Here is a 23,248-nt window from a genome sequence, read left to right as displayed (position 1 = left end):
ATAATACAAACCATGGGCCGGGAGAAATCGCGATGCTGAACGAGCGGGCCTTCAAAGCCGTCGGCAAGCCGTTGCGCCGCAAGGAGGACCTGCGTCTTCTGACCGGCAAGGGCCACTTCACCGACGACTTCAACCTGCCGGGGCAGGTGTGGGCGGCGATGGTGCGCTCGCCGCATCCGCACGCCAGGATCAACGGCATCGACAAGACCGCGGCGCTGGCGATGCCCGGCGTGCTCGCAGTCTACACCGGTGCCGATTGCATCGCCGACGGGCTGAAGCCCATTCCGCACAGCCCGGTTCCGTCGACGAAGTACGACGTGAAGCTGACCGGGCGTGGCGGCACGCCGGTCTTCATCGGGGCGCATGACGTGCTGCCGCCCGACAAGGCGCGGCATGTCGGCGAGGCCGTCGCCATGGTCGTGGCCGAAACGCGGGCGCAGGCTTATGCGGCGGCGGAAGCAGTGGAGGTCGACTACGAGCCGCTGCCGTCGGTGGCGGATTCGCGCGAATCGCTCAGTGCCGACGCGCCGAAGCTTTACGACGAAATGCAGGACAACGTGCTCGTCGACGCCAAATTCGGCGATGCGGAGAATACCGAGAAGGCTTTCGCGCGCGCCGCGCACGTCGTGTCGCTGCAGACGCATATCGGCCGCGTCACCGGCGTGCCGCTGGAGCCGCGCGCGTCGCTGGGGTTCTACGACCCCGCCGACGGTCGCTACACGCTGTATGCCGGCTCGGGCGGCGCTGTGAGGCAGAAACACGAGATCGCCGGGGTGCTCGATGTCGAGCCGGAGACCGTGCGCATCATCGCCCTCGACATCGGCGGCAACTTCGGCACGCGCAACCGAACCTTCGTCGAGTTCCCGCTCGTCTGCTACGCCTCGAAGAAGCTCGGCAAGCCGGTGAAATTCCGCGCCGAACGATCCGAGTCCTTCCTGACCGACTATCAGGGCCGCGATCTGTTCGTCGACATCTCCCTCGCCCTCGACAAGGACGGCAAGTTTCTCGCCGTCAAGACGGCGAACCTGAGCAATGTCGGCTCGCGCTGCGTGTCGCTGTCACCGCTGAGCAAGGGGTCGGGTCTCATCACCGGCTCGTACAACATACCGTACGCCACGCTGCATGCGCAGGCGGTCTACACCAATACGATGCCGACGCAGGCCTATCGCAGCTCGGGACGCCCCGAAGTGACCTTCGCCATCGAGCGCCTGATCGACAAGGCGGCGCGCGAATTGGGCTTCGACCGGCTCGACTTGCGTCGGCGCAATCTCGTGACGCCGGCGCAGATGCCGTACCCCAACGCGACTGGCATGACCTACGACAGCGGCGAGTACGAAGCGAACATGGATCGCCTTCTCGCGCTGGCGGACTGGGCCGGCGTCGAGGAGCGGCGCAAGGAGGCGCGCAGCCGCGGCAAGATCCTGGGCGTGGGATTCGCGAACTACGTCGAGTCCTCGATCGGATCGCCCAAGGAGCGCGCCGACCTGATCATTCATGCCAAGAGCGTCGAGCTCGTGATCGGCACGCAGCCGGCGGGGCAGGGGCACGAGACGAGCTTTGCCCAGGTGACCGCGGACCTGCTTGGCCTGCCGTTCGAGAGCGTCAACGTGACCCTCGGCGACACCGACATCGTGTCCGCCGGCGGCGGCACGCATTCCGGCCGCTCGATGCGCCACGCCAGCACGGTGATTGCGCTAGCCAGCGGCGACCTCATCAGCAAGGGCGAAAAGCTCGCCGCGCATATCTTCGGCGTGCCCGTCGAGGACGTGAATTTCGAGGACGGCATTTTCCGCCTTGCCGACCGCAACGTCTCGCTGAGCTGGTTCGACCTTGCCGGGCGGTCGAACGGTCCCGACATTCCCGTCGAGCTGCGCGGCGATCTCAAGGTGCGGCGCGACAACGAGATGCACACGCCGGTGTTTCCGAACGGCGCCTGCAGTTGCGAGATCGAAATCGACATCGAGACCGGCGCGCTCGACATCGTGCGCTATGCGACGGTCGACGACGTCGGCCGCTGCATCAATCCCCTGATTGTGCACGGTCAGACGCATGGCGGCATCGCCCAGGGCGTCGGCCAGGCGATGTGGGAGGAGTGCCATATCGATCCGGGATCGGGCATTCCGACCTCCGGCTCGCTCATGGACTACGGGATGCCACGCTTCGACAACCTGCCGAGCTTCAAGACGCAGATCGTCGAAGTGCTGTCGCCGACCAATCCGTTCGGCGTGAAGGCCGGCGGCGAGGGCGGCACGACGCCCGCGCCCGCCGTGATCATGAGCGCGGTCGAGGATGGCCTCAAAGAGTTCCGGCCATTCGAACTTGAATTGCCGATTACCTCGCTCAAGGTCTGGACGATCATTCAGCAGGGCCTCCAGAGGCAGAAGGAGGCGCGCGCATGACGGTTGTCTCGATGACGGTCAACGGCGCGCCCGTGTCTAAGGACGTGCCTGACGAGACGCTGCTCGCGTTCTTCCTGCGCGAGCATCTCGGGCTCACCGGCACGCATATCGGCTGCGACACGACGCAATGCGGCTGCTGCGTCGTCCAACTCGATGGCAAGTCGGTCAAGTCCTGCACTGTCCTCGCGGCGCATGCCGAAGGCGCGAACGTGACGACCATCGAAGGTCTGGCCAAAGACGGCCTGCTCAGTCCGATGCAGCAAGCCTTCCGCGACCTGCACGGACTGCAATGCGGTTACTGCACGCCTGGAATGGTGATGGCGGCCACCAACCTGGTCGAGACCTACAAAGGCGAACTGACCGAAGCCATCGTGCGCGAGGAGATGGAGGGCAATCTCTGCCGTTGCACCGGCTACCACAACATCGTCGAGGCGATCCTCGCCGTCGCGCGCGGTGAAGTGACCCCGCGCGACAGGGTGGAGGGCTGAACCATGGTCATGCAGCCGTTCCGCCTGTTGCGTCCGACGTCGCTGGCCGAGGCGCGCACGTTGCGCGAAAAGAACGACGAGGCGTCGTTCCTGTCGGGCGGCCACACGCTGCTGCCGACCATGAAGCAGGGGCTGGCGCGGCCGCCGGTCGTCATCGATCTCACGCGGATCGACGGCCTGCGCGGCATCGCGGCGTCGGCCGACGCCATCACCATCGGCGCCACCACGTTGCACGCCGAGGTCGCGGCGTCGGAGGCCGTGCAAACGAAGATCCCCGCGCTGGCGGGACTTGCCGGCTCGATCGGCGACCGGCACGTGCGCAACCGCGGCACCATCGGCGGTTCGCTCGCCAACAACGATCCGGCGGCGGACTATCCGGCCGCGGCGCTGGGTCTCGGCGCGACCATCGTCACCGACCGGCGCGAGCTTGCTGCCGACGACTATTTCGTCAGTCTGTTCGAGACCGCGCTCGAGCCGGACGAAATCATCACCCGTATCGTGTTTCCGATTCCGGATGCCGCGGGTTACGCGAAATTCCGTCATCCGGCGTCGCGCTATTCCATCGCCGGCGTCTTCATCTCGCGCAAGGGCAAGGACGTGCGCGTCGCCGTCACCGGCGCCGGGGCGCGGGGCGTGTTCAGGGCGACGAACTTCGAGCAGGCACTGGCCAAGGACTTCCGCGCCGAGGCGCTCGAGGGCCTCACCGTCGATCCGTCGACGCTGCTCGAGGATCTGATCGCGACCAAGGAATATCGCGCCCACCTCGTTCACGTGATGGCGCGCCGCGCCATGACTCACCTCGGAAGCGCGCAGTCCTACAAGTAGTCGCGGCCGATGCGCCGCGACGCTGACGGCACAGGCGTGCCACACCGGAGACCTCTCATGAGTTCACCCGCCGCCACCGACGCTCCCGCCGATCTGCAGGAACATCTCGCCCGCCTCACCGCGCGCGGCCTCGTCACCCGCATCGACAAGCCGATCGACAAGGACTCGGAACTGCATCCTTTGGCGCGCTGGCAATTCCAGGGCGGATTGCGCGACGAGGAGCGGCGCGCGTTCCTGTTCACCAACGTCGTCGGCGCGCACGGCGAAAAATACGACATCCCGGTGCTGGTCGGCGGCTTGGCCGCCTCGCCCGAGATTTATGCCGCCGGGCTCGGCGTGCCGGTGTCCGAGATTGGCCGCGTCTGGGTGAAGGCGATGGCGGCGCCGATCCCGCCGATCCCGGTCAACGATGCGCCGTGCCAGGACGTCGTGATCACCGGCGACGACCTGAAGAAGGAAGGGCTCGCCGCGCTGCCGGTGCCGGTGTCGACGCCGGGCTTCGACTCGGCGCCGTATCTGACGGCGACGTTGTGCGTGACCAAAGATCCCGACAACAACATCCAGAACATGGGCACCTATCGCGCCGCGCTGAAGGCGAACGACCGGCTCGGCGTGCGCATGGCCTCGCGCCTGAGCGGCGCCGGCGGTTATCTGCACTGGGAGAAATACAAGAAGCTCGGCCAGCCGATGCCCTGCGCCATCGTCATCGGCTGCGCGCCGGCGGTGCTGTTCACCGGCCCGCAGAAGCTCGGCATCGACGTCGACGAGATGGCGGTCGCCGGCGGCCTGATGGGTCGTCCGGTCCGCACCGTGCACTGCAAGACGGTCGATCTCGTCGTGCCGGCGGATTCGGAGATCGTCATCGAGGGCCTGATCGACACCGACCTCCTCGAGCCGGAAGGGCCGTTCGGCGAGAGCCACGGTCACGTCGCGCTCGAGGACTACAACATGTCGATGCGCGTGACCGCGATCACGCGCAAGCGCAAGCCGGTCTTCATCTCGATCGTCAGCCAGGTGACGCCGAGCGAGTCCTCGGTGCTCAAGAAAGTCGCCTACGAGCCGATGTATCTCGAGCACCTGCAGCACGCGCTCGGCATCCGCGGCATCACGCGCGTGGTCATGCACGAGCCGCTGACCAATCTGCGCAAGGTGATCTTCCTGCAATTCGCGCGCGGCACGCCGCGGACGGAGGTCTGGCGCGGCATGCAGGGCGCGGCAAATCTGCAGGCGCAGTGCGGCAAGCTGGTGATCGCCGTGTCGGAGGACATCCAGCCGGAGAACGCCGACGCGATCTTCTGGTCGCTGGCCTATCGCTCCAACTTCCTCGAGGACCTGCACGTCACGCCCTACCGCACGAGCGGCCACGGACCGAAATCGGGCCGCGCCCCGACGGAGGGCACGCTCTTGATCGACGCGACGCTCAAGCACGACATGCCGCCGCTGGCTTTGCCGGCGGAGCAGTACATGAGCCGCGCCAAGGCGATCTGGGAAGAGATCGGTCTGCCGCGCATCACGCCGCAGGCGCCGTGGCACGGCTATCAGCTCGGCGACTGGACGCAGCAATGGGCGGACTTCGCCGACGCCGCGGTCGCCGGCGACTGGCGCAAAAACGGCGAATCGACTTATGCCCGGCGGCATGGGAATTTGAAGCCGGAGACGCCGGTGCGCTCGGTCGAAAAGACCAAAGGCTAGGACGGGGACTTCGGGAGCCAATGGCCAACGGGGCGAGCAGGATGGTGAAGCGTCGGGCCGGCCGGCCGGTGCTTGCCTCGGCTTTGGCGGCGGACCCCGCTCGCAGCGAGCGGGTGGCGCCCGTTCTCGGCGTCCGCCTGCAGCCGGTGCAGCAGGCGTCGGCGCCGCTGCGCAACAAGATCATCGCCGCGCTGCGCAGCGCCATCGAGACCGGCGTGCTCGTCCCCGGCCAGCGCCTGATCGAAAAGGATCTGTGCGAGCAGCTTGGCGTCAGTCGCACCTCGCTGCGCGAGGCGCTGCGTGAAGTGCAGGCCGAAGGCATCCTCGAATACAATTCGAGCCGCGGCCTGTCGGTCAGCTCGATCTCGGTCGAGGATGCCAAGAACATCTACCGTCTCCGCTCGGTGCTCGAGGCCCTGGCGGTGGAGCAGTTCATCGAGCAGGCGAGCGACGCGCAAATCGAAGAGCTCGTCGAGGAAAGCGAAAGGCTTAAGAAGGCCTACCGCGGCGGCGTCCTCGCGGACATCGTCGCCGCCAAGCGCGACTTCTACGACCGCATCTGCGCCGGCGCGAAAAACCAGATCGCCTTCGACATGATCAACCGCCTGGTGCTGCGCACCTCGAGCCTGCGCAAGCGCTCGCTGGTGCGCAAGGAGCGGCATGCGCAGAGCATCAAGGAGATCGAGGCCTTGATGAAGGCGATCCAGCGCCGCGACACCGCGCGGGCGCGCGCGGCGGCAATCGAGCACGTCAACAATTCCGCGATTTCTGCCCTGCGCTGAGGCGGCGGCGCTCAGCCGTTGGCGAAGCTCAGCGCGGCGCCCAGCGTGGCCAATCCTCCGACCAGCAGCAGCCCGCCGATCAATTCAGAGAGCGCGGCCTTGGCTGCGTTGTATCGCGATTGATTGGCGACGATCCCGCCGCCGATCGCAGCGGCGGCGCCGATCGTGCCGATGAGTGGCGCGAGCATGTCTCCCCCCGTCGCGCCCGGCTGCTTGCCGTCCGGTGCGCCATCCTGCTGGCCAAGCTCGCCTATAGATATGTCCGAACCGGAGCGGGATACCAGCGGCAAATTTGCAAAGCCGCAGGGCAGCGCTGCTTGACCTGAATTCCGCGGCGCCCGGCCGTTGAGAATTAACACGGAAATTATGCCGATTTGCCGCGCCATTTGGCATACGCATCGCCGGACACGAGAACGCGGGGGGCGGCAATGGGCGGCGTTATGGGAGGTGTCTACGGCCTGATCTGTCTGGCTGCGGGCATTGGCATGGTCGTGGTAGCGCGCCCGCGCTACGGCAAGTCGCCCGCCATCCTGTCGAGCTGGGTGGTCGGTCAGACTTACGTGCTGGCCATCCTGGTTGTCACGGTCATCGGTTTTGCGCTCATCATCGGCGCGCTGCCCGCCCTGCTCTAGCGCTCTGACGCACGGGGCTTGAGTTCGCCCGGCGGTCTCCGTTACGTACGGACATGGCCGCGCATCGCGGCCATTGTCGTCCCGGAGCCGCGCATGCCTGCAGCACCCGCCTTTTCCGCCCATGGCGCCGCCGTTCCGGCCGTGGGTTTCGGCACCTCGCCAATGACCGGCGGCATGTCGCCCGAAACCGTGGTGGCTGCGCTCGCGGCCGGCTATCGCCACATCGACACCGCGCGCAAATACGGCACCGAGCCGGCGGTGGGCGAAGCGATGCGCGCGTCGGGCCTGCCGCGCGGCGACATCTTTCTCACCACGAAAGTCTCGCACGAGAACCTGCGGCCGGACGATTTCGCACGCTCGGTCGATCAGAGCCTCGCCGCACTGGGCGTCGATTACGTCGATCTCCTGTTAGTCCATTGGCCCAATCCGCAGATCCCGCTCACCGAGACGATGCCGGCGCTCGCCAGGGCCAAACGCGAGGGACTGGCGCGGCACATCGGCGTCGCCAATTTCAATATCGCGCTGCTCGATCAGGCGATCGCGCTGTGCCCCGAGCCGCTGGCGGTGTTGCAGGCCGAGTACCACCCGTACCTCGACCAGTCGAAGCTGCTCGCCGCCGTGCGCGAGCGCGGCCTCGTCTATGTGGCCTACTGTCCGCTCGGCCGCGGCCGGCTGTTCGGCGACGCCGTGCTGGCCGAGATCGCGCAGCGCCACGGCCGCAGCGTCGCCCAGATCGCACTGCGCTGGCTGCTGCAGCAGAACGTGGCGTCGATCCCGTTCTCGTCGAATCCACAGCGTATCGCCGACAATTATAATGTGTTCGATTTCGAACTCGGCGACGACGAGATGCGGCGCATTTCGGCGCTCAAGCGCGCCGATGGCCGTGTCGCGAACCCGGTGGGCCGCGTCGCCGGCGGCTGGGACTGAGCCGCCCCGCGCCGGATTGCCGCACGGTTTGCGCCGCGGCATTTAGAACCCGCTAATCAGCCGCGATTATCGTCTGGCCGAACGCGCAAGCCGTGCAGGTTTCTGCACGTAGCCGCGCGGATGGTTAACGAGGCGTGGATGCGGACGAGTACGATAACGACGATCACCGGCCTGGCGAGCCTTGCCGCCGGCATGGTCGTCCTTGTCGCCGGCACGGTCGTGTCGCGGTCAGACGATGGCGCCACGCCCGCTCGCGCCAAGGTAATGGCCGAGTACCGGCGGCCGTCCGAGATCCCGTTTCCGGCGAGCGATCCCTATTCCGAAGCCAAGGCGCATCTCGGCCGCATGCTGTTCTTCGATCCGGTGCTGTCCGGCACGAAAACGCAGGCGTGCGCCAGTTGCCATAACCCGGCGCTGTCGTGGCAGGACGGCCTGCCGCGCGGCGTCGGCGCGAACATGGAGCCGATGGCGGTGCGCACGCCGACTTTGCTCAATGTCGCCTGGACGCCGAAGCTCGGCTGGGACGGCCACTTCCGCGATCTCGAAAGCGTCGCCTTCGGGCCGATCACCAATCCCGGCATCATGAACATGCCGGAGAAGGAGCTGATTGCGCGGCTCTCGGCGATTCCCGGCTACGTCAAGGCGTTCCACACGGCCTTCGGCGATACCGGCGTCAGCAAGCACAATATCGAGCTGGCGCTCGCGACCTTCGAGCGATCGATCGTGGCCGGCGAAGCGCCGTTCGACCGCTGGATCAACGGCGACAAGACCGCGATCAGCGCTGCGGCCAAGCGCGGCTTCGACCTGTTCAACGGCAAGGCGCACTGCTCCGCCTGCCATTCCGGCTGGTCGTTCACCGACTCGTCGTTTCATGACGTCGGCGTCGCCACCGGCAAGGACATCGGCCGCGGCCGCCTCTTCCCGACCTCCGAATCGCTGCGCTACGCCTTCAAGACGCCGACCTTGCGCGACGTCGACCGCCGCGCGCCCTACATGCATGACGGTTCGGTGGCGACGCTCGAGAAGGTCATCGATCTCTATAATCGCGGCGGCATCGACCGCCCGAGCCGGGCCGAGGACGTCCGGCCGCTCGGCCTCACGGCGCAGAACAAGGCCGATCTGATCGCGTTCCTCCACACCCTCACTGGGACGCCGGTGACGGTCGCGCTGACCGCCCTGCCGCGCTGACAGAGCGCCACTATCGATCTTTGAAGGAAGCTCCGGCGCCTAGGCGGCGATCGGCAGAGCCGCGCCGATGAGGCCGAGGCCGCCGATCAGGAGCACCCCGGCGACCGTTTCGATCAGTTGGACATAGGCCGGGTAGCGCTCGGCCTGGACGGCGGCCACACCGCCAAGAACGACACTGATCAGGCTGACGATTGCGATCATTCCCCGCCTCCGGGTCTGCCGGCAATTAAACGCGCCGGTTGCGGCCTATCCTTAGAATGAACTGCCTACCGGAAGGTTGCAGCCGGCCGCTCCGCGCCCGCCGTCGGAGACGAGAGTTAACCAATCGTTAAAAATTACTTTACCACCCCCCATCCGGACACCGTTGGATTGTGGTAAAAAGACAGTAACTTCAGTTCGCTGCTGGGGCGAGCGCAAGCGGGTCGTGAAGTCGAGTTGGAATGTGTCGGGCCGGGGGAGGCCTTTGTACATGCGTAAGTCGTTGAAATCATTACAACCTCTGATGGCTGCCGCGCTGGCTCTCCCGATCTACGCGCTGCTCGTGGAAAGTGCGAGCGCCCATGTCAAATGGTTCGTGAACTACAACATCAACGCTCAGCCGCGCGGGCTCGAGGACGTTCTGACCCCGAATTTCGAGTATCTGTTCGGCCTGTCGCTGCTGGCGCTCCTGGCCGGCTGCCTGTTTGAGGGCACCAATATCGGGGCTGCCCTGCAGCGGGCCATGGACCGGGTCACCGATCCGCTGCGTGACCGGACCGAACTCCTGTTCCGCGCCGGCACGGCCTTCTTCTTCATCTCGATCTGGGCTTACGGCGGCGTCCTGCTCACCCCCGAACTGAAGACGAACTCGCCGCTCATCGGGGCCATGCAACTCGGCATCGCCGCCGGCATGCTGTCGCGCCGGACAATGCCGCTGTCGGCGCTCGGCATCGCCGTCATCTACGCCATCGGCACCTGGGAGTATGGCATCTTCCACATGGCCGACTATCCGATCTTTCTCGGCATCGCTGTGTATTTGGCGCTCGCGGGGTTGCAGCGCGACTTCTTTGGCGTGAAGGCAATCGACATCGTGCGCTGGAGCGCCGGCATCACTTTGATGTGGGCGTCGATCGAGAAATGGGCCTATCCGGAGTGGACCTATCCGCTGCTGGCCCAGCACCCGGGCATGACGCTGGGCTTCGACTCCGAATTCTACATGCGTGCAGCCGGCGCCGTGGAGTTCGCGCTGGCCTTCTCGCTGGTGTGGACGCCGCTCGTCCGCCGCGTCGGTGCGATCATGCTGACGCCGATGTTTCTCGGCGCGGTCTTCACCTTCGGCAAGGTCGACCTCATCGGCCATACGCTGATCGTGGTCGTGCTGTTCGCCATCATCGGCGACGACAGGGGGCGCCGCGACCTGGTCCGCTATCCGTACCTGCTGCCGGTCGGCTATGCGGCGGCGCTGGCCCTGTTCATGGCCTGCTACTATCTCTCGCACACGGTGCTGTACGGCACGCCGATCACATAGATCGGCGTGGTCATTTCACGTGCACCACCAGCCTCATCTTCGGATGGATGGCGCAGAGCACGGTGAAGTCGCCGGCGACCGGGATGGTCAACAGAGTCTTGCTGCCGGGCTCCTGGTCACCGGAATCGAAGCTGAACTTGTCGGAATCGATATAGGCGTGGTGACGCAGGTCGCCGTCGTCATTGACGATGAGGATGGCCTCGCCGGGGTGGATGGTCAGTTGGCCCGGGTGAAACTCGCGCCCTTTCTGCGACACCGTGTACTGAGGCGCGGCGAGCGTGCCCATGACGCCGAGCGCCGTGAGCGAGCCGGCGATCAGCACCAGGCTCAACCCCACTTTGATCCGGTCCGTCAGCCTGCCAATGCGCATGGACTTCCGCCTTTTCGCCGCGTGGGCTCTCATTTGCAGCGTGGATTTACGCGGTTAAGGCCGCGTTAACGAAGCCGCACGGATAGCGTCTGGAACTGAACTTGCCTTAACCGCCCCGCCTTAGGCTGCAGAGCCGAAAAAAGGGCAGGCGGACGGGATGATTCCAGGCCCGATCGAAACAATGCTGGCGAAGAGCACCTCGCCCGCGCCGCGCAGGATCGCGCGCGCGGCGGCGTCGCTGCGCACTATCCGCGGCCGCATCCTCGTCGCCTTCACGGTGATGACGCTGATCACCGCCGGGCTCGCCGGCTTCGCCGTCACCTCGATCCGGGAAGCCGGCGTCCTGGTGCGCAAGACCTACGACGAATCTCTGATGTCCATCAATTACACGCGCGCGGCGGCGGCCGATTTCGCCGCCATGCGCGCGGCTTTCGCGCGGCGCTGGATCGCGGACGATCCGCAGATGCGCGCGCAGCTCAACGTGCATATCGTCAAGCTCGCGGAGACACTGAAGGAAGATCTCGGCGTTGCGGTTCAACGCTCGCAGTCGCAGCGCGCGCGGCTGGCGGCGGCGCGGGTCGAGCGGGCGGTCGAGGATTGGCAGCGCACCAGCCGCCGGCTGACCGACGAAACCAAGCTCGACGCCAGCTGGGAGACGCTCGACAGCTACGCCAAGAAGGTCAACGACGAGATCGACCTGCTGATCAACTACACCGCCGGCGACGGCTTCCTGTATCGCCAGTCGGCCCGCGCCACCGTGGAGCGCGACATCAAGCTCAATATCGGCGGCGCCGTTCTGGCGCTTCTGCTGTCGGGCCTCGTCGCCTGGCAATTGACCCGCCGCATCGTGCGTCCGGTCGCCGCCGCCTCGCACGTGGCGGAACGCATCGCGACGGGCCGGCTCGACGTGGTGATTCCGCACGGCGGTCCCGACGAGCTTGGCGATCTGCTGTCGTCGATGAGTGCGATGCGCGACAACATCAAGGAGATGATGGACCGCGAGGTGGCGCTGCGCCGTTCGGCGCAGACGCGGCTCGCCGACGCGCTGGAAAGCTCGGAAGAGGCCGTGGTCGTCGTCGACGCCGAAGACCGCATCGCGCTCGCCAATGCACGCGCCGCCGACTTCCTGTCGCTGGCGCTCGAGCATCTGAAGCCGGGGACGCCGATCGCCGAGCTCAAGGCGGCCTTGCACGATCCGATGCTCGCCGACTGGATGCTGATGTGCCGCAGCGGCGACACGCCGGCTCCAGACTGGCAACTGGCCGACGGGCGCTGGCTGCGCATCAGCAGCAGCGCGACTCGCGACGGCGGCTTCATCGTCGTGGGCAGCGACATCACACATGCCAAGCGGCAGGAAGCGACGCTGCGGCAGAGCAACCTGCGTCTCGACGCGGCGCTCGACAACATGTCGCAGGGTCTCTGTCTGTTCGATTCGCAGAACCGGCTCGAGGTGGTGAACCGCCGTTTCTTCGAGATCTTCGAATTGTCGCGCGACCAGATCGCGCCCGGCGTCAATTTCCGCCAGATCCTCGAACTGAGCGCGGCGCGCGGCAATCATGACGGCGCCGCCGCGACGCAGGTGCTGAGCGAGCAGGCGGAGATGATCAGCCGCCAGAAGTCGGGCACGCACTATTACGAGCTCGGCGACGGCCGCATCATCGCCAGCGTGTACAGCCCGACCAGCAACGGCGGCTGGGTGGCGACCTTCGAAGACGTCACCGAGCGGCGGTTGGCCGAGGCGCAGATCATGCACATGGCGCGCCACGACGCGCTGACCGACCTGCCGAACCGCGTGCTGTTCCGCGAGAAGATGGAGCAGGCGCTCGGCCATGGCGACAAGCTCGCCGTGCTGTTCGTCGATCTCGATCGCTTCAAGGCAGTCAACGACACGCTCGGCCATCCGGTCGGCGACGCGCTCCTTTGCGCGGTCACGCAGCGTCTGCTCGCCGCCGTGCGCGGCAGCGACACGGTCGCCCGCCTCGGCGGCGACGAATTCGCCATCGTGCAGCACGGCGCGCGGCCGAGCGACGCGTCCGAACTCGCGGCGCGCATCATCGAGCTGATGGCGCAGCCCTTCGACGTGCTCGGCCACCAGGTCGTGGTCGGCGCCAGCGTCGGCATCGCCGTCGCGCCGACCGACGGCCGCGAGCCGGACCATCTGCTGCGCAATGCCGACATGGCGCTCTACCGCGCCAAGAGCGGAGGCCGCGGCAGCTACCACTTTTTCCAGGCCGAGATGGACGCGAAGATGCAGGAGCGCCATGCGCTGGAGCTCGATCTGCGCAAGGCGGTTGCCGGCGGCGAATTCGTGGTGCACTACCAGCCCATCGTCGACGTCGCGCGCGGCGAAGTGCGCGGCTTCGAGGCGCTGGTGCGCTGGAATCACCCGCAGCGCGGCATGATCTCACCCGGGGTCTTCATTCCCGTGGCCGAGGAGATCGGGCTGATCGGCACGCTCGGCGAGTGGGTGCTGAAACAAGCTTGCCGCGACGCGACCGCCTGGCCGGACGACATCACCGTAGCGGTCAACCTGTCGGCGGTGCAGTTCCGCAATCCGTCACTGCCGCTGACCATCGTCTCGGCGCTCGGTGCGGTCAATCTGCCGGCCGAGCGGCTCGAATTGGAAATCACCGAGTCCGTCCTGTTGCAGGACGACCGCGCCGTCATCGACATGCTGCATCAGATCCGCGCGCTCGGCGTGCGCATCTCGATGGACGATTTCGGCACCGGCTATTCCTCGCTCGGCTATCTGCGCAGCTTCCCCTTCGACAAGATCAAGATCGACCGCTCGTTCATTTCCGAGCTCGGCAAGAAGGACGACTGTCTCGCCATCATTCGCGCGGTGACGCAGCTCGGCGCCGACATCGGCATGGTGACGGTTGCCGAAGGCGTCGAGACGCACGAGCAACTCGACATCCTGCGCGTCGAAGGCTGCAACCAGGTGCAGGGCTTCCTGTTCAGCCCGCCGCGGCCGGTGAGCGAGGTTGCGCGACTGCTGCGCAAATTCAATGCGCGCGAGGCGGCTTGATCTTGCGCAAGGCGAGGCGCGGCTCTTGATCGCATGATGGCGGCCATGCGCGTCCTTATCGTCCTCATCGCCCTCGGCCTTCTGACTGCGCCGGCGTCCGCGCAGGACCCGTTGCGCCATGGCCGCGCGTTGCTGCAGGAGTTCTGCGGCTCGTGCCACGCCATCGGCTCGCACGACCGCAGCCGGCACAAGGGTGCGCCGCCGTTCCGGACGCTGGGCCGCAGCTTCGACCTCGACGATTTTCCGCGGCTTTTGGCGCGCGGGATATCGTCCGGCCATCCGGACATGCCGGAGTTCAGGTTCGGCGACGAGGATGCCCACGACGCGAGCGCCTATCTGCGCACGATCCAGCAATAGCGTCAGCCTTAGTGCCGGTCGGTGCTGACGCGCTCGACCGGCAGCGACGGCGTCGCAGCAACCGCGGGCGTCTCCGCCAGCACCGCTCTGTAGGCGTCGGCCAGGCCGGCGCCGAACAGCGCGTCATGTCCCTTCGGCCCGAGATCGCGCGCCGTGGCTTCGAGGACGCGCCGGATGTCGTCGGGCCGCAGCGTCGGCTTGCGCTGGATGAGCAGCGCGGCGATGCCGCTGACCTCGGCTGCCGAATAGGATGTGCCGGACGACACTTCATAGCCGCCGTTCGGGATGGCGACGAGGAGGTCGCTGCCGGGCGCCGCCACCGCGATGTAGCGGCCGCGATTGGCGACGGGGAGCACCTTGTCATGGGCGTCGGTGGCGGTGACGGCGATCACCACCGGATCGGCGGCCGGGTAGAGCGGCGGCGACTTCGGTCCGGCATTGCCGGCGGCGGCAATCAGCACCACGCCTTTGCGGTGTGCGGCTTCGAGCGCGCGATGGATGGCGGGATCGGCCGGGCCGGCGAAGCTCATATTGACGATGCGGGCGTGTTGCGCGACGGCCCAGTCGAGGCCCTTGAGGATGGCGAAGGTGGTGCCCTCGGCACTGCCGCCTTTGGGGTCGAAGGCGCGGATGGCGAGGATGGCGGCACCCGGCGCCGCCCCGACGAGCTTGCCGTGCGCAGCGATCAGCGCCGCGATGGCGGTGCCGTGCGCGTGCGGCTCGACTGGCGTGCCGGTGGCGTTGAAGGTTGCGGCGACGGCGCCCTTGAGATCGGGATGCGCCGTATCGACGGCGGAATCGATCACCGCCACCCGGATGGCATCGCCTTTCGCCAGCGTATGCGCTTCCGGCAGATGCAGCTTGGCGAGCTCGTACTGCGCCGGGTCGCCCTCGCGCGTCGCCGCCGCGGCTTGCTGCAGCGTGAAGCGGTAGTTCGGTTGTGCCGAGGCGACGAGACCGTCGCTTTCAAGCTGCCGCACCACGGTGGCGACCGAGCGGCGATCGGGGATGCGCCAGCGGAAGACGGTGGTGCCGGTGAGCGTGCTGGGTGTCTGCGCGATGCGCGCGAGGCGGAAGCGGCGCTGCAGCGCGTCGATCTGCGCCGGTGTCGCCGAATTGCGCAATTCGATCACCACTTCGTCCGGGACCAGCCGCCGCTCGCCGGCTGGCGGGGCATTGGAATTGCGCCGCGCCTGCCGTTGCGGTGTTCGCCGCCGCGGCGGCGGGCCGTAGCCGCCGTCGACCGGGCCGTCGTCGCCGTAGGCGCCCGGCGGCGGCAGCGCCGAAATGATGCCGGTCACCACACCGCCCCAGCCGCCGAGGCCGCCGCGATAACCGCCGCCGTGATAGCCGCCGTCGCCGCGGCCGCCGCCACCACCACCACCGCTACCACCACCGCGCACCGGCGGTGGCGCCGAGACCGGCGGCCGGCTCACGCCGACCGACTTCAGCGACTGTGCGGACGCGCTCTGCGCAAATCCGGCGGCGAAGAAAAGTGCGAGGCAGAACAGGGCAGGGCGCTTGATCATGGCTCGCTCCGTCAGGGTCAGCGGGTCGGTGCGACGAAGCCGACGAGCTTGTCCTTCTGCAGTTTCTGCGTCAGCGCGCCGAGCTCAGCCTGCGGCAGCGCTCTGTCAGCGACGCGCACCTTGTAGAGGCCGCCGGCGCTCGGTCCGGCGACGACATCGAAGTGGTTCATCTCGAGGAACTTGTTGATGTCGTCCATCGTCGCCTGCGGCGCGAAGCGGATGATGGTGAAGGCGCCGACGCCGGGCGCCGTGGTCGGCGCCGAGGCGGTCTCGAAACGGCCGCCGGCCGGCTGGGTGGCCATCATGCCGATGAATCCCGCCTGCGCGATGATGGCGATCACCGCCGCGACCGAGGCCCAGGCGAGCGTGCGCGGCGGCAAGGCGCCGAAGAAGTCGTTGATGCGCGCGCCGAGCCCGCGCATGGCGCGCGGCCGTCGCTGCAGGTCGGCGTCGATCTTCGCGAACAGGTTCTCCATCGTGCGCGCCGACGGCGCGCCGAGCGACTCGTTGAGCGCGATCGTGGCGCCAAACTCCTCGCGCACCAGCTGGTAGCGGCGCGCCAACTCCGGATCGCGCGCGAGCGCGGCCTCGACGCGCTCGGCGTCGCGGCGACTCAGCGTGCCGGCGGCGTGCCAGGGCAGCAGCGCTTCGATGCTGTCGGTTTCCGCGCTTTCGTGTTCGCTCGTCATGGCCAACCTCGATCGATGCCGCGCTCCTTCAGGAGCTCGGAGAGTTTCTTGCGCGCATAGAACATGCGCGTCTTCACCGTCGCCTCCGGGATGCCGACGATCCGCGCCACTTCCTCCACGGACTTCTCGTGGTAGTAGACGAGATCGACGATCTCCCGATGCTCGGCCGACAACCCGGTGAGGCATTCGCGCAGCACCGCGCCTTTGTCCTTCTTGGCGAGCGTGACTTCCGGATCGTCGGAATGATCCTCGATCGCCGCCGCCGTCTCCTCGTCCAGTTCCTGCTCCGGCTTGCGCCGCAAGGCGGACAGCGCCTTGAAGCGCGCGATGCTCAACATCCACGTCGACACCGCGGAGCGGCCTTCGAACTTGGCCGCCTGCCGCCACACGTCGAGGAAGACCTCGCTGATGAGATCCTCCGCCGTGGCCTCGTTGCGCACCAGCCGCAACACGAAGCGGTAGACCCGCAAATGGTGCCGTGCGAACAGCACCTGCATGGCGAGCCGGTCGCCATTGGCGATGCGTGAAATCAGGACTTCGTCCGAACTCGTCTGCATCGCAAATGCCCGCTCGGCTCGTGTATGGGTCGCGGCAAAGGCCGCTGAGGTTCAAGCGGATTTACGGAAAATTGCGTGCCCGCCCCGGCCAGGGTTGCAGGGTGCTCCCTTCCATGGGCGGCCGGCAAGCAACCCCGCCGACAAGGCTAAAAAAGTTTTGAACCTCCCCCGGGCCGGCCGCGACCTATGGCCAGGATGCGATGCCCCGCATCCCCTAGAACCCCAGGAGAGACCCATGATCCGCAAGCTCACCATCGCCCTCGCCGCCACCGTCGCCCTCGGCGCTGCCGCGCTCGCCCCGACCGCCGCTTCCGCCTTCCCCCATCACTACCATCACGGCTGGCATCACGGCTGGCACGTCGGCTTCTACGGCCCGGACTACGGCCCCGACTGCTACATCGTCCGCCGCGTCGTTCAGACGCCCTGGGGCCCGCGCGCTCGCCGCGTGACGGTTTGCGACTGATCCCCCGCTGTCGCCGCCCCAGGCGCCCCGGCTCCGACGTCCCCGCGGAGCCGGGGCTTCCTTTTGCCGCGCATTGACTTACGCTGGCAGGTGCAATGCTCGACGGCTTCACCCGCAGCGATATCCAGACGTCAGGCGCCCGCATCGTCACGGTAGTGGGCGGCAGCGGCCCGCCGCTGCTGCTGATGCACGGCAATCCCTTCACACATCTGTCGTGGCACGCCGTGGCGCCGGTCCTGGCGCGCGACTTCACCGTCGTCTGCACCGACCTGCGCGGCTACGGCGATTCCGAAAAGCCGCCGGGCGGCGAGCGGCACGTCAACTATTCGTTCCGCGCCATGGCGCAGGACCAGATCGAGGTGATGGCGGCGCTCGGTTTTTCTCAATTCCATGCCGCCGGTCACGATCGCGGCGCGCGCGTCCTGCACCGCATGTGCCTCGATCACCCGCAGGCGGTCACGCGCGCTGCGATCCTCGACATCATCCCGCAGCACCATCTGCTCAACAACGTGACGCGCCAGTGGGGTACGTTCTCCTGGCACTGGTTCTTCAACATCCAGCCCTACGATCTGCCCGAGCGCATGATGGGCGCCGATCCGGACTGGTACATCAAGAAGAAGCTGGCGAAGACGGAGCAGGGGTTGTCCTTCTTCGACAAGGAGGCCCTCGCCGAATACATGCGCTGCTTCCGCAATCCGGACACCATCCACGCGATCTGCGAGGACTACCGCGCCACCTTCGGCATCGATCTCGAGATGGACACGGCGGATGTCGACGCCGGCCGCCGCATCGCATGCCCGGTGCAGGTGCTCTGGGGCGCGACCGGCGGCGTCGGGCGCAATCACAAGCCGGCGGACATCTGGCAGCGTTATGCCGCCAACATCGTCGAGGCGAGGGCGCTGCCCTGCGGCCATTATCTGTCCGAGGAGGCGCCGGCCGAGACGACCGCAGCGCTGGCCTCCTTCTTCACCCGCCGGCTTTGAATCCCGTTCCGACGCCGATTTTCACCCTCATTGACGGCGTCCCTCGCGCCGGCGGATGAGTTCTGCTAGTGGGGACCGGACCCTGTCGGGGCCGGCCGCGCGCGGAGGGCGGCGGCCCGCGCCTCGGCCCGGAGGAAGAATGCCAAGATTGCTGCGCGCGGTGGCGCGCTTCTTCAGCAACACGATCGGCTGGAATCGCATCGGCTTCCTGTTGAGCATCGCCATCATCACGGTGGCGGTCATCGTGCTCGTGCACATGCTGCGCGGCATCGACGTGGACCAGGTCTTCGCCGCGCTGAAGGCCGTGTCTGCGCGCCGCATCGCCTTCGCGGCGGTCTTCGTGGCCTGCGCCTATTTCACCCTGACCTTTTACGACTGGTTCGCGCTGCGGACGATCGGGCATCCCGAAATCCCCTATACGACCGCGGCGCTCTCCGGCTTCACCAGCTACGCGGTCGGCCACAATATCGGCGCCACCGTCTTCACCGGCGGCGCGGTGCGCTACCGCATCTATTCCGCGCGCGGGCTCTCCGCCGTCGACGTCGCCAAGATCTGTTTTGTCGCCGGCCTGACCTTCTGGCTCGGCAATGCCACGGTGCTGGGCCTGAGCGTCGCCGCCGATCCGCACGCGGCGGGGCCAATCACCCAATTGCCGGGCTGGCTGAACCGCCTCATCGCGGTCGGCATCCTGGCGGTGCTCTTCTCCTATATCGCCTGGGTGTGGAGCGCGCCGCGCTCGGTCGGCAAGAGCGACTGGACCGTGCGGCTGCCGAATGGCCCTTCGACCCTGGTGCAGATCTGCATCGGTCTGTGCGACCTCGGCTTCTGCGCCATGGCCATGTTCATGCTGCTGCCGACGGAACCGCATGTCGGCTACGTGACGCTGCTGGTCGTGTTCGTCTCCGCGACGCTGCTCGGCTTTGCCAGTCACGCGCCGGGCGGCCTCGGCGTGTTCGACGCGGCGATGCTGGTCGCGCTCTGGCAATTCAACAAGGAAGATCTGGTCGCCGGCCTGCTGCTGTTCCGTATGCTCTATTATATTGCGCCATTCATCGTCGCGGTCGTTATCCTCGGCATCCGCGAGATCTGGCTGAACATGCGCAGGAGCAAGACGCCGGCGGAGTTGACATCGGTGAAAGCCTCAGCCCCGATCCGCAGCGAGTTCGAGAGCGAGACGGGCGAGCGCCGCCGATGATGACGACAGAGGCCGCCGAGGACGGAAAGGCACGGACAGGCCAGCCATGGTCGGTCCGCCTGGGCCGCGCCTGGCGGGCGCTGCTGGGCGAGCCGGATTACGGCCCCTTCGCGCTTGGCGCCGCCGCCGGAACCGAGGTCGCGATCGCTCATCCGCATGCCGCGGTCATCGAAGCACTGGTGAACGGCCTGCATGCCCCGGCGATCGTCCTCGACCGTGACGGCCGGGTCATCGCCTTCAACAGCGCGGCCGCGTCGGTCGCGCCGGCGCTGCGGCCGCGCGAGCCGGCCCTCATCAGCCTGCGCACGCCGGAACTCGTCGACGCCATCCGCCGCGCCGGGAAACGGCGCGAACCGCAGCGGGTCGAGTTCTTCGACCGCGTGCCGCTCGACCGCTGGTTCGAGGCCTTCGTCACGCCGGTGAAACTGCCTGGTCTTGAGCGCACGGCGGACCTGCTGCTCATTACATTCAACGACCTGACGCCCCTGCGCCGCGTCGAGCAGATGCGCGCCGACTTCATTGCCAATGCGAGCCACGAATTGCGCACGCCGCTGGCGGCGTTGCTCGGCTTCATCGAGACGCTGCAGGGGCCGGCGAGGGACGACGCCGCCGCGCGCGAGAAATTCCTCGGCATCATGCGGGTGCAGGCGGCGCGTATGGCCCGCCTGATCGACGACCTGTTGTCGCTGTCGCGTATCGAGCTCAACGCGCATCTGCAGCCGAACACGCCGGTCGAGCTGGCGCCGGTGGTGCGGCAGGTGGTGGACGGACTGATGACGCTCGCGCGCGATCGCGGGGTGGACATGAAGGTGAGCGCGCCGGACGAGCCGCTCGTCGTGCTCGGCGAACGCGACGAGCTCGTTCGCGCGCTCGAGAACCTGGTCGAGAACGCGCTCAAGTACGGCGCTGCCGGCAAGCGCGTCGACATCACCTTGGTGCGCGGGCAGACGCGCGCCGGTACGCCGGAGGTGCGCATCACAGTGCGCGACTTCGGGCTCGGCATCCCGCCCGAGCATCTGCCGCGGCTGACCGAGCGTTTCTACCGCGTCGACGTTGCCGACAGCCGCTCGCAAGGCGGCACGGGTCTCGGCCTCGCGCTGGTCAAGCACGTGCTCAACCGGCATGGCGGCCGCATCACCATCGAAAGCACGCCGGGCGCCGGAGCGGCTTTCACAATGCACATCCCACTGCACAGCGCCGAAACCGGCCAGGGCAGAAAAAGTCAATAATTTCAGTCGCTTGTTATGTCATCCATCTGTCGCAAAACGGTAATATACCGGTGACACGCGGCCTCTAAGGCTGCCCCGGTCTCGGATCGACAGACGTTGCGTGCACAAGCAACCGCGGCCCGGGGCACATGGAGTGAGTTCGTCAAAACAACGCGGCCGGTCGCCTGCGGGGGCGCATCGACACGAGCGCGGCCCTGTACCGCCGTGGCCGCCAACACGGAGATATCTCGTGAAACTCTGGACCACCCTGGCTGCTGCCGGCCTGATCGCCGTTGCGGCGCATGTTCCGGCCAAGGCTGCCGACATCTCGGGTGCCGGCGCAACGTTTCCCTATCCGATCTATGCGAAGTGGGCCGATGCTTACAAGAAGCAGACCGGCAACGGCCTGAACTACCAGTCGATCGGCTCGGGCGGCGGCATCAAGCAGATCACCGCGCGCACCGTCACCTTCGGCGCGTCCGACATGCCGCTGCAACCGGCTGAACTCGACAAGATCGGCGTCATCCAGTTCCCGACCGTCATGGGCGGCATCGTCCCGGTCGTGAACCTCGATGGCATTGCCAGCGGCGACCTGACGATCGACGGCGCGACGCTCGCCAAGATCTATCTCGGCGAAATCAAGAAGTGGGACGATCCGGCGATCAAGAAGCTCAACCCGACCGCCAAACTGCCGTCGCAGGCGATTGCGCTGGTGCACCGTTCGGACGGCTCGGGCACGACCTTCATCTTCACCAACTACCTCTCGAAGGTGAGCCCCGCCTGGAAGGACAAGGTCGGCTCTTCGACTGCGGTCGAGTGGCCGGGCGGCATTGGCGCCAAGGGCAATGAAGGCGTCGCCAACGGCGTCGTGCAGACCAAGGGCGCGATTGGCTACGTCGAGACCGCCTATGCCAAGCAGAACAAGCTGACCACGATGAAGATGGTCAACAAGGACGGCAAGACCGTGACCGCCACGCCGGAAGCGATCATGGCCGCCGCGTCGGGTGCCGATTGGGCGAAGGCGCCGGGCTTCTACATGATCCTGACCGACGAGCCGGGCGCGCAGTCGTGGCCGATCGCCGGTGCGACCTTCATCCTGATTCCGAAGCGGCCGAAGGATGCGGCCGCCGCCAAGGAAGCCCTCGATTTCTTCGCCTGGGCCTACAAGAACGGCGGCGAGATGGCGTCGAGCCTCGACTACATCCCGATGCCGGCCAATGTCGTGCAGCTGATCCAGGCCAAGTGGAAGAATGAGGTCAAGGACGGCGCCGGCAAGCCGGTGTTCTAAGCCTGACAAACGGAAAAGGCGCCCCCGGGCGCCTTTTCCACTCGACCGCCCCCGTGGGGCATTGTTATGCCGGAGCTGAGGTTCGCACAGGCGACCGCGGCGGCCCGGCGGCAGAGAAGAGTAACAGTCGGAGTCGCCGCGCATGGTCGATCTGGCACTAAAGGGCGAGGCTGTCTCCGTGAGCAAGCCTTCAGATCGCGTCGACGTTCTCAAGCGGCTTCGTCTCAACGATCTGGTCTTTCGCATCCTGACGCGCAGCGCGGCGATCGCCGTGCTGATCATCCTCGGTGGCATTATCATCTCGCTGGTGCATGGCGCCTGGCCGGCGCTGGCGAAATTCGGGTTCGGCTTTCTCGTCAGCGACACCTGGAACCCGGTGACCGAGAAATTCGGCGCCGTCGCGCCGATCTACGGCACGCTCGTCACCTCCGCGGTCGCGATGGTGATCGCGGTGCCGGTCGGTCTGTTCATCGCGATATTCCTGACCGAGCTCTGCCCGATGTGGCTGCGGCGCCCGATCGGCATCGCCATCGAGTTGCTCGCCGGCATTCCCTCGATCATCTACGGCATCTGGGGCCTGTTCGTGTTCGCGCCGTTCCTGCAGCAATACGTGCAGCCATTCATCATCGACGCGTTCGGCAACGTACCGATCCTGTCGGACCTGTTCGCCGGGCCGCCCTACGGCATCGGCATCCTGACCGCCGGCCTGATCCTCGCGATCATGGTGCTGCCGTTCATCACCTCGATCTCGCGCGACGTCTTCGCCGCGGTGCCGCCGGTGTTGAAGGAAGCCGCCTACGGGCTCGGCTGCACCACCTGGGAAGTTTCACGCGACGTGGTGCTGCCGTTCACCCGGGTCGGCGTCATCGGCGGCGTGATGCTCGCGCTCGGCCGCGCGCTGGGCGAGACCATGGCCGTCACCTTCGTCATCGGCAACGCGCACCGCATCTCGCCGTCGCTGCTGGCGCCGGGCACCACGATCTCCGCGACCATCGCCAACGAATTCACCGAGGCGGTCGGCGATACCTACACCTCGTCGCTGATCGCGCTCGGCCTCATCCTTTTCGTCATCACCTTCATCGTGCTCGCCGCCGCGCGATTGATGCTGATGCGGCTCAACGCGCGGGTGGGGACCTAGCAC

Annotated in this window: 23 protein-coding genes; 17 read left to right on the top strand and 6 right to left on the bottom strand. The window is 66.9% G+C overall.

Annotated features, from left to right (window positions below):
- Nucleotides 1-32: 32 nt before the first annotated feature.
- The 5 genes from VGV41_RS06090 to VGV41_RS06070 are packed head-to-tail and all read left to right on the top strand — an operon-like array spanning nucleotide 33 to nucleotide 6,186.
- Nucleotides 33-2,399 carry a xanthine dehydrogenase family protein molybdopterin-binding subunit gene (locus VGV41_RS06090; RefSeq protein ID WP_326862841.1) on the top strand — a complete coding sequence of 789 codons (2,367 nt, stop codon included), beginning with the start codon at nucleotides 33-35 and terminating at the stop codon, nucleotides 2,397-2,399.
- A complete protein-coding gene (locus VGV41_RS06085; protein WP_326862839.1) occupies nucleotides 2,396-2,887 on the top strand; it encodes a (2Fe-2S)-binding protein in 492 nt (163 codons plus the stop codon). The genes VGV41_RS06090 and VGV41_RS06085 overlap by 4 nt, the downstream gene beginning before the upstream one ends.
- Before the next feature lie 9 nt (nucleotides 2,888-2,896).
- Complete coding sequence (locus tag VGV41_RS06080; RefSeq protein WP_326862902.1) at nucleotides 2,897-3,712, top strand: FAD binding domain-containing protein; 816 nt, start codon at nucleotides 2,897-2,899, stop codon at nucleotides 3,710-3,712.
- 57 nt (nucleotides 3,713-3,769) lie between these two features.
- Nucleotides 3,770-5,404 (top strand): UbiD family decarboxylase, encoded by a 1,635-nt coding sequence (locus VGV41_RS06075; RefSeq protein WP_326862838.1) that lies wholly within the window; start codon nucleotides 3,770-3,772, stop codon nucleotides 5,402-5,404.
- A gap of 41 nt (nucleotides 5,405-5,445) precedes the next feature.
- Nucleotides 5,446-6,186, top strand: a complete 741-nt coding sequence (locus VGV41_RS06070; RefSeq protein WP_326862836.1) for a GntR family transcriptional regulator — start codon at nucleotides 5,446-5,448, stop codon at nucleotides 6,184-6,186.
- Between the two features lie 11 nt (nucleotides 6,187-6,197).
- Here VGV41_RS06070 and VGV41_RS06065 read toward each other — a convergent pair whose 3' ends face one another.
- Nucleotides 6,198-6,572, bottom strand: coding sequence for a hypothetical protein (locus VGV41_RS06065; protein ID WP_326862835.1), 375 nt, complete (start codon nucleotides 6,570-6,572; stop codon nucleotides 6,198-6,200).
- Nucleotides 6,573-6,626: 54 nt separating this feature from the next.
- On the opposite strand from VGV41_RS06065, the gene VGV41_RS06060 reads away from it, so the two are divergent.
- The 3 genes from VGV41_RS06060 (at nucleotide 6,627) to VGV41_RS06050 (ending at nucleotide 8,933) form a co-directional block, all read left to right on the top strand.
- Nucleotides 6,627-6,818 carry a hypothetical protein gene (locus VGV41_RS06060; protein WP_326862833.1) on the top strand — a complete coding sequence of 64 codons (192 nt, stop codon included), beginning with the start codon at nucleotides 6,627-6,629 and terminating at the stop codon, nucleotides 6,816-6,818.
- Nucleotides 6,819-6,911: 93 nt separating this feature from the next.
- Entirely contained in the window at nucleotides 6,912-7,745 is an 834-nt protein-coding gene (locus VGV41_RS06055) for an aldo/keto reductase (protein ID WP_326862832.1), read from the top strand.
- Between the two features lie 138 nt (nucleotides 7,746-7,883).
- On the top strand, nucleotides 7,884-8,933 hold the full coding sequence (locus VGV41_RS06050; RefSeq protein ID WP_414705065.1) for a cytochrome-c peroxidase: 1,050 nt from the start codon (nucleotides 7,884-7,886) through the stop codon (nucleotides 8,931-8,933).
- Between the two features lie 39 nt (nucleotides 8,934-8,972).
- On the opposite strand, the gene VGV41_RS06045 is transcribed toward VGV41_RS06050, so the two are convergent.
- The gene (locus tag VGV41_RS06045) at nucleotides 8,973-9,134 is read right to left on the bottom strand and encodes a hypothetical protein (RefSeq protein ID WP_326862831.1); all 162 of its coding nucleotides are present in this window, start codon (nucleotides 9,132-9,134) and stop codon (nucleotides 8,973-8,975) included.
- Between the two features lie 268 nt (nucleotides 9,135-9,402).
- Here VGV41_RS06045 and VGV41_RS06040 point away from each other — a divergent pair, with 268 nt between their 5' ends.
- Nucleotides 9,403-10,440, top strand: coding sequence for a hypothetical protein (locus tag VGV41_RS06040; RefSeq protein ID WP_326862830.1), 1,038 nt, complete (start codon nucleotides 9,403-9,405; stop codon nucleotides 10,438-10,440).
- A gap of 10 nt (nucleotides 10,441-10,450) precedes the next feature.
- Here VGV41_RS06040 and VGV41_RS06035 read toward each other — a convergent pair whose 3' ends face one another.
- Entirely contained in the window at nucleotides 10,451-10,810 is a 360-nt protein-coding gene (locus tag VGV41_RS06035; RefSeq protein WP_326862829.1) for a hypothetical protein, read from the bottom strand.
- A 181-nt stretch (nucleotides 10,811-10,991) separates the two neighbouring features.
- On the opposite strand from VGV41_RS06035, the gene VGV41_RS06030 reads away from it, so the two are divergent.
- Both VGV41_RS06030 and VGV41_RS06025 read left to right on the top strand, forming a co-directional pair.
- Entirely contained in the window at nucleotides 10,992-13,838 is a 2,847-nt protein-coding gene (locus VGV41_RS06030) for an EAL domain-containing protein (RefSeq protein ID WP_326862827.1), read from the top strand.
- Between the two features lie 45 nt (nucleotides 13,839-13,883).
- Nucleotides 13,884-14,195, top strand: coding sequence for a cytochrome c (locus VGV41_RS06025; protein ID WP_326862822.1), 312 nt, complete (start codon nucleotides 13,884-13,886; stop codon nucleotides 14,193-14,195).
- A gap of 8 nt (nucleotides 14,196-14,203) precedes the next feature.
- Here VGV41_RS06025 and VGV41_RS06020 read toward each other — a convergent pair whose 3' ends face one another.
- Genes VGV41_RS06020 through VGV41_RS06010 form a run of 3 tightly spaced genes read right to left on the bottom strand, consistent with a single transcriptional unit; the run spans nucleotide 14,204 to nucleotide 16,970 of the window.
- Entirely contained in the window at nucleotides 14,204-15,724 is a 1,521-nt protein-coding gene (locus tag VGV41_RS06020) for a S8 family serine peptidase (RefSeq protein ID WP_326862821.1), read from the bottom strand.
- Between the two features lie 17 nt (nucleotides 15,725-15,741).
- On the bottom strand, nucleotides 15,742-16,413 hold the full coding sequence (locus VGV41_RS06015; RefSeq protein ID WP_326862818.1) for a hypothetical protein: 672 nt from the start codon (nucleotides 16,411-16,413) through the stop codon (nucleotides 15,742-15,744).
- Nucleotides 16,410-16,970: a sigma-70 family RNA polymerase sigma factor gene (locus tag VGV41_RS06010; RefSeq protein ID WP_326862817.1), complete on the bottom strand. Its 561-nt coding sequence runs from the start codon at nucleotides 16,968-16,970 to the stop codon at nucleotides 16,410-16,412. Before VGV41_RS06010 ends, VGV41_RS06015 begins: the two co-directional genes overlap by 4 nt.
- A gap of 235 nt (nucleotides 16,971-17,205) precedes the next feature.
- On the opposite strand from VGV41_RS06010, the gene VGV41_RS06005 reads away from it, so the two are divergent.
- From VGV41_RS06005 to pstC, 6 genes are all read left to right on the top strand, one after another.
- The gene (locus tag VGV41_RS06005; protein WP_326862816.1) at nucleotides 17,206-17,433 is read left to right on the top strand and encodes a hypothetical protein; all 228 of its coding nucleotides are present in this window, start codon (nucleotides 17,206-17,208) and stop codon (nucleotides 17,431-17,433) included.
- A gap of 95 nt (nucleotides 17,434-17,528) precedes the next feature.
- A complete protein-coding gene (locus VGV41_RS06000; protein ID WP_326862814.1) occupies nucleotides 17,529-18,416 on the top strand; it encodes an alpha/beta hydrolase in 888 nt (295 codons plus the stop codon).
- A gap of 139 nt (nucleotides 18,417-18,555) precedes the next feature.
- On the top strand, nucleotides 18,556-19,611 hold the full coding sequence (locus tag VGV41_RS05995) for a UPF0104 family protein (protein WP_326862813.1): 1,056 nt from the start codon (nucleotides 18,556-18,558) through the stop codon (nucleotides 19,609-19,611).
- Nucleotides 19,608-20,840, top strand: a complete 1,233-nt coding sequence (locus VGV41_RS05990) for an ATP-binding protein (RefSeq protein ID WP_326862811.1) — start codon at nucleotides 19,608-19,610, stop codon at nucleotides 20,838-20,840. The genes VGV41_RS05995 and VGV41_RS05990 overlap by 4 nt, the downstream gene beginning before the upstream one ends.
- A gap of 229 nt (nucleotides 20,841-21,069) precedes the next feature.
- Nucleotides 21,070-22,107 (top strand): phosphate ABC transporter substrate-binding protein PstS, encoded by a 1,038-nt coding sequence (gene pstS / locus VGV41_RS05985; protein ID WP_414705064.1) that lies wholly within the window; start codon nucleotides 21,070-21,072, stop codon nucleotides 22,105-22,107.
- Between the two features lie 142 nt (nucleotides 22,108-22,249).
- Nucleotides 22,250-23,245 carry a phosphate ABC transporter permease subunit PstC gene (gene pstC / locus VGV41_RS05980; RefSeq protein ID WP_326862810.1) on the top strand — a complete coding sequence of 332 codons (996 nt, stop codon included), beginning with the start codon at nucleotides 22,250-22,252 and terminating at the stop codon, nucleotides 23,243-23,245.
- Nucleotides 23,246-23,248 lie beyond the last annotated feature (3 nt).

Origin of the sequence: Pseudolabrys sp., assembly GCF_035943735.1 — a bacterium.
Lineage (GTDB): Bacteria > Pseudomonadota > Alphaproteobacteria > Rhizobiales > Xanthobacteraceae > Pseudolabrys.
Note: the sequence above shows the minus strand (reverse complement) of the source record. Positions and strands in the feature narration are given on the sequence as shown.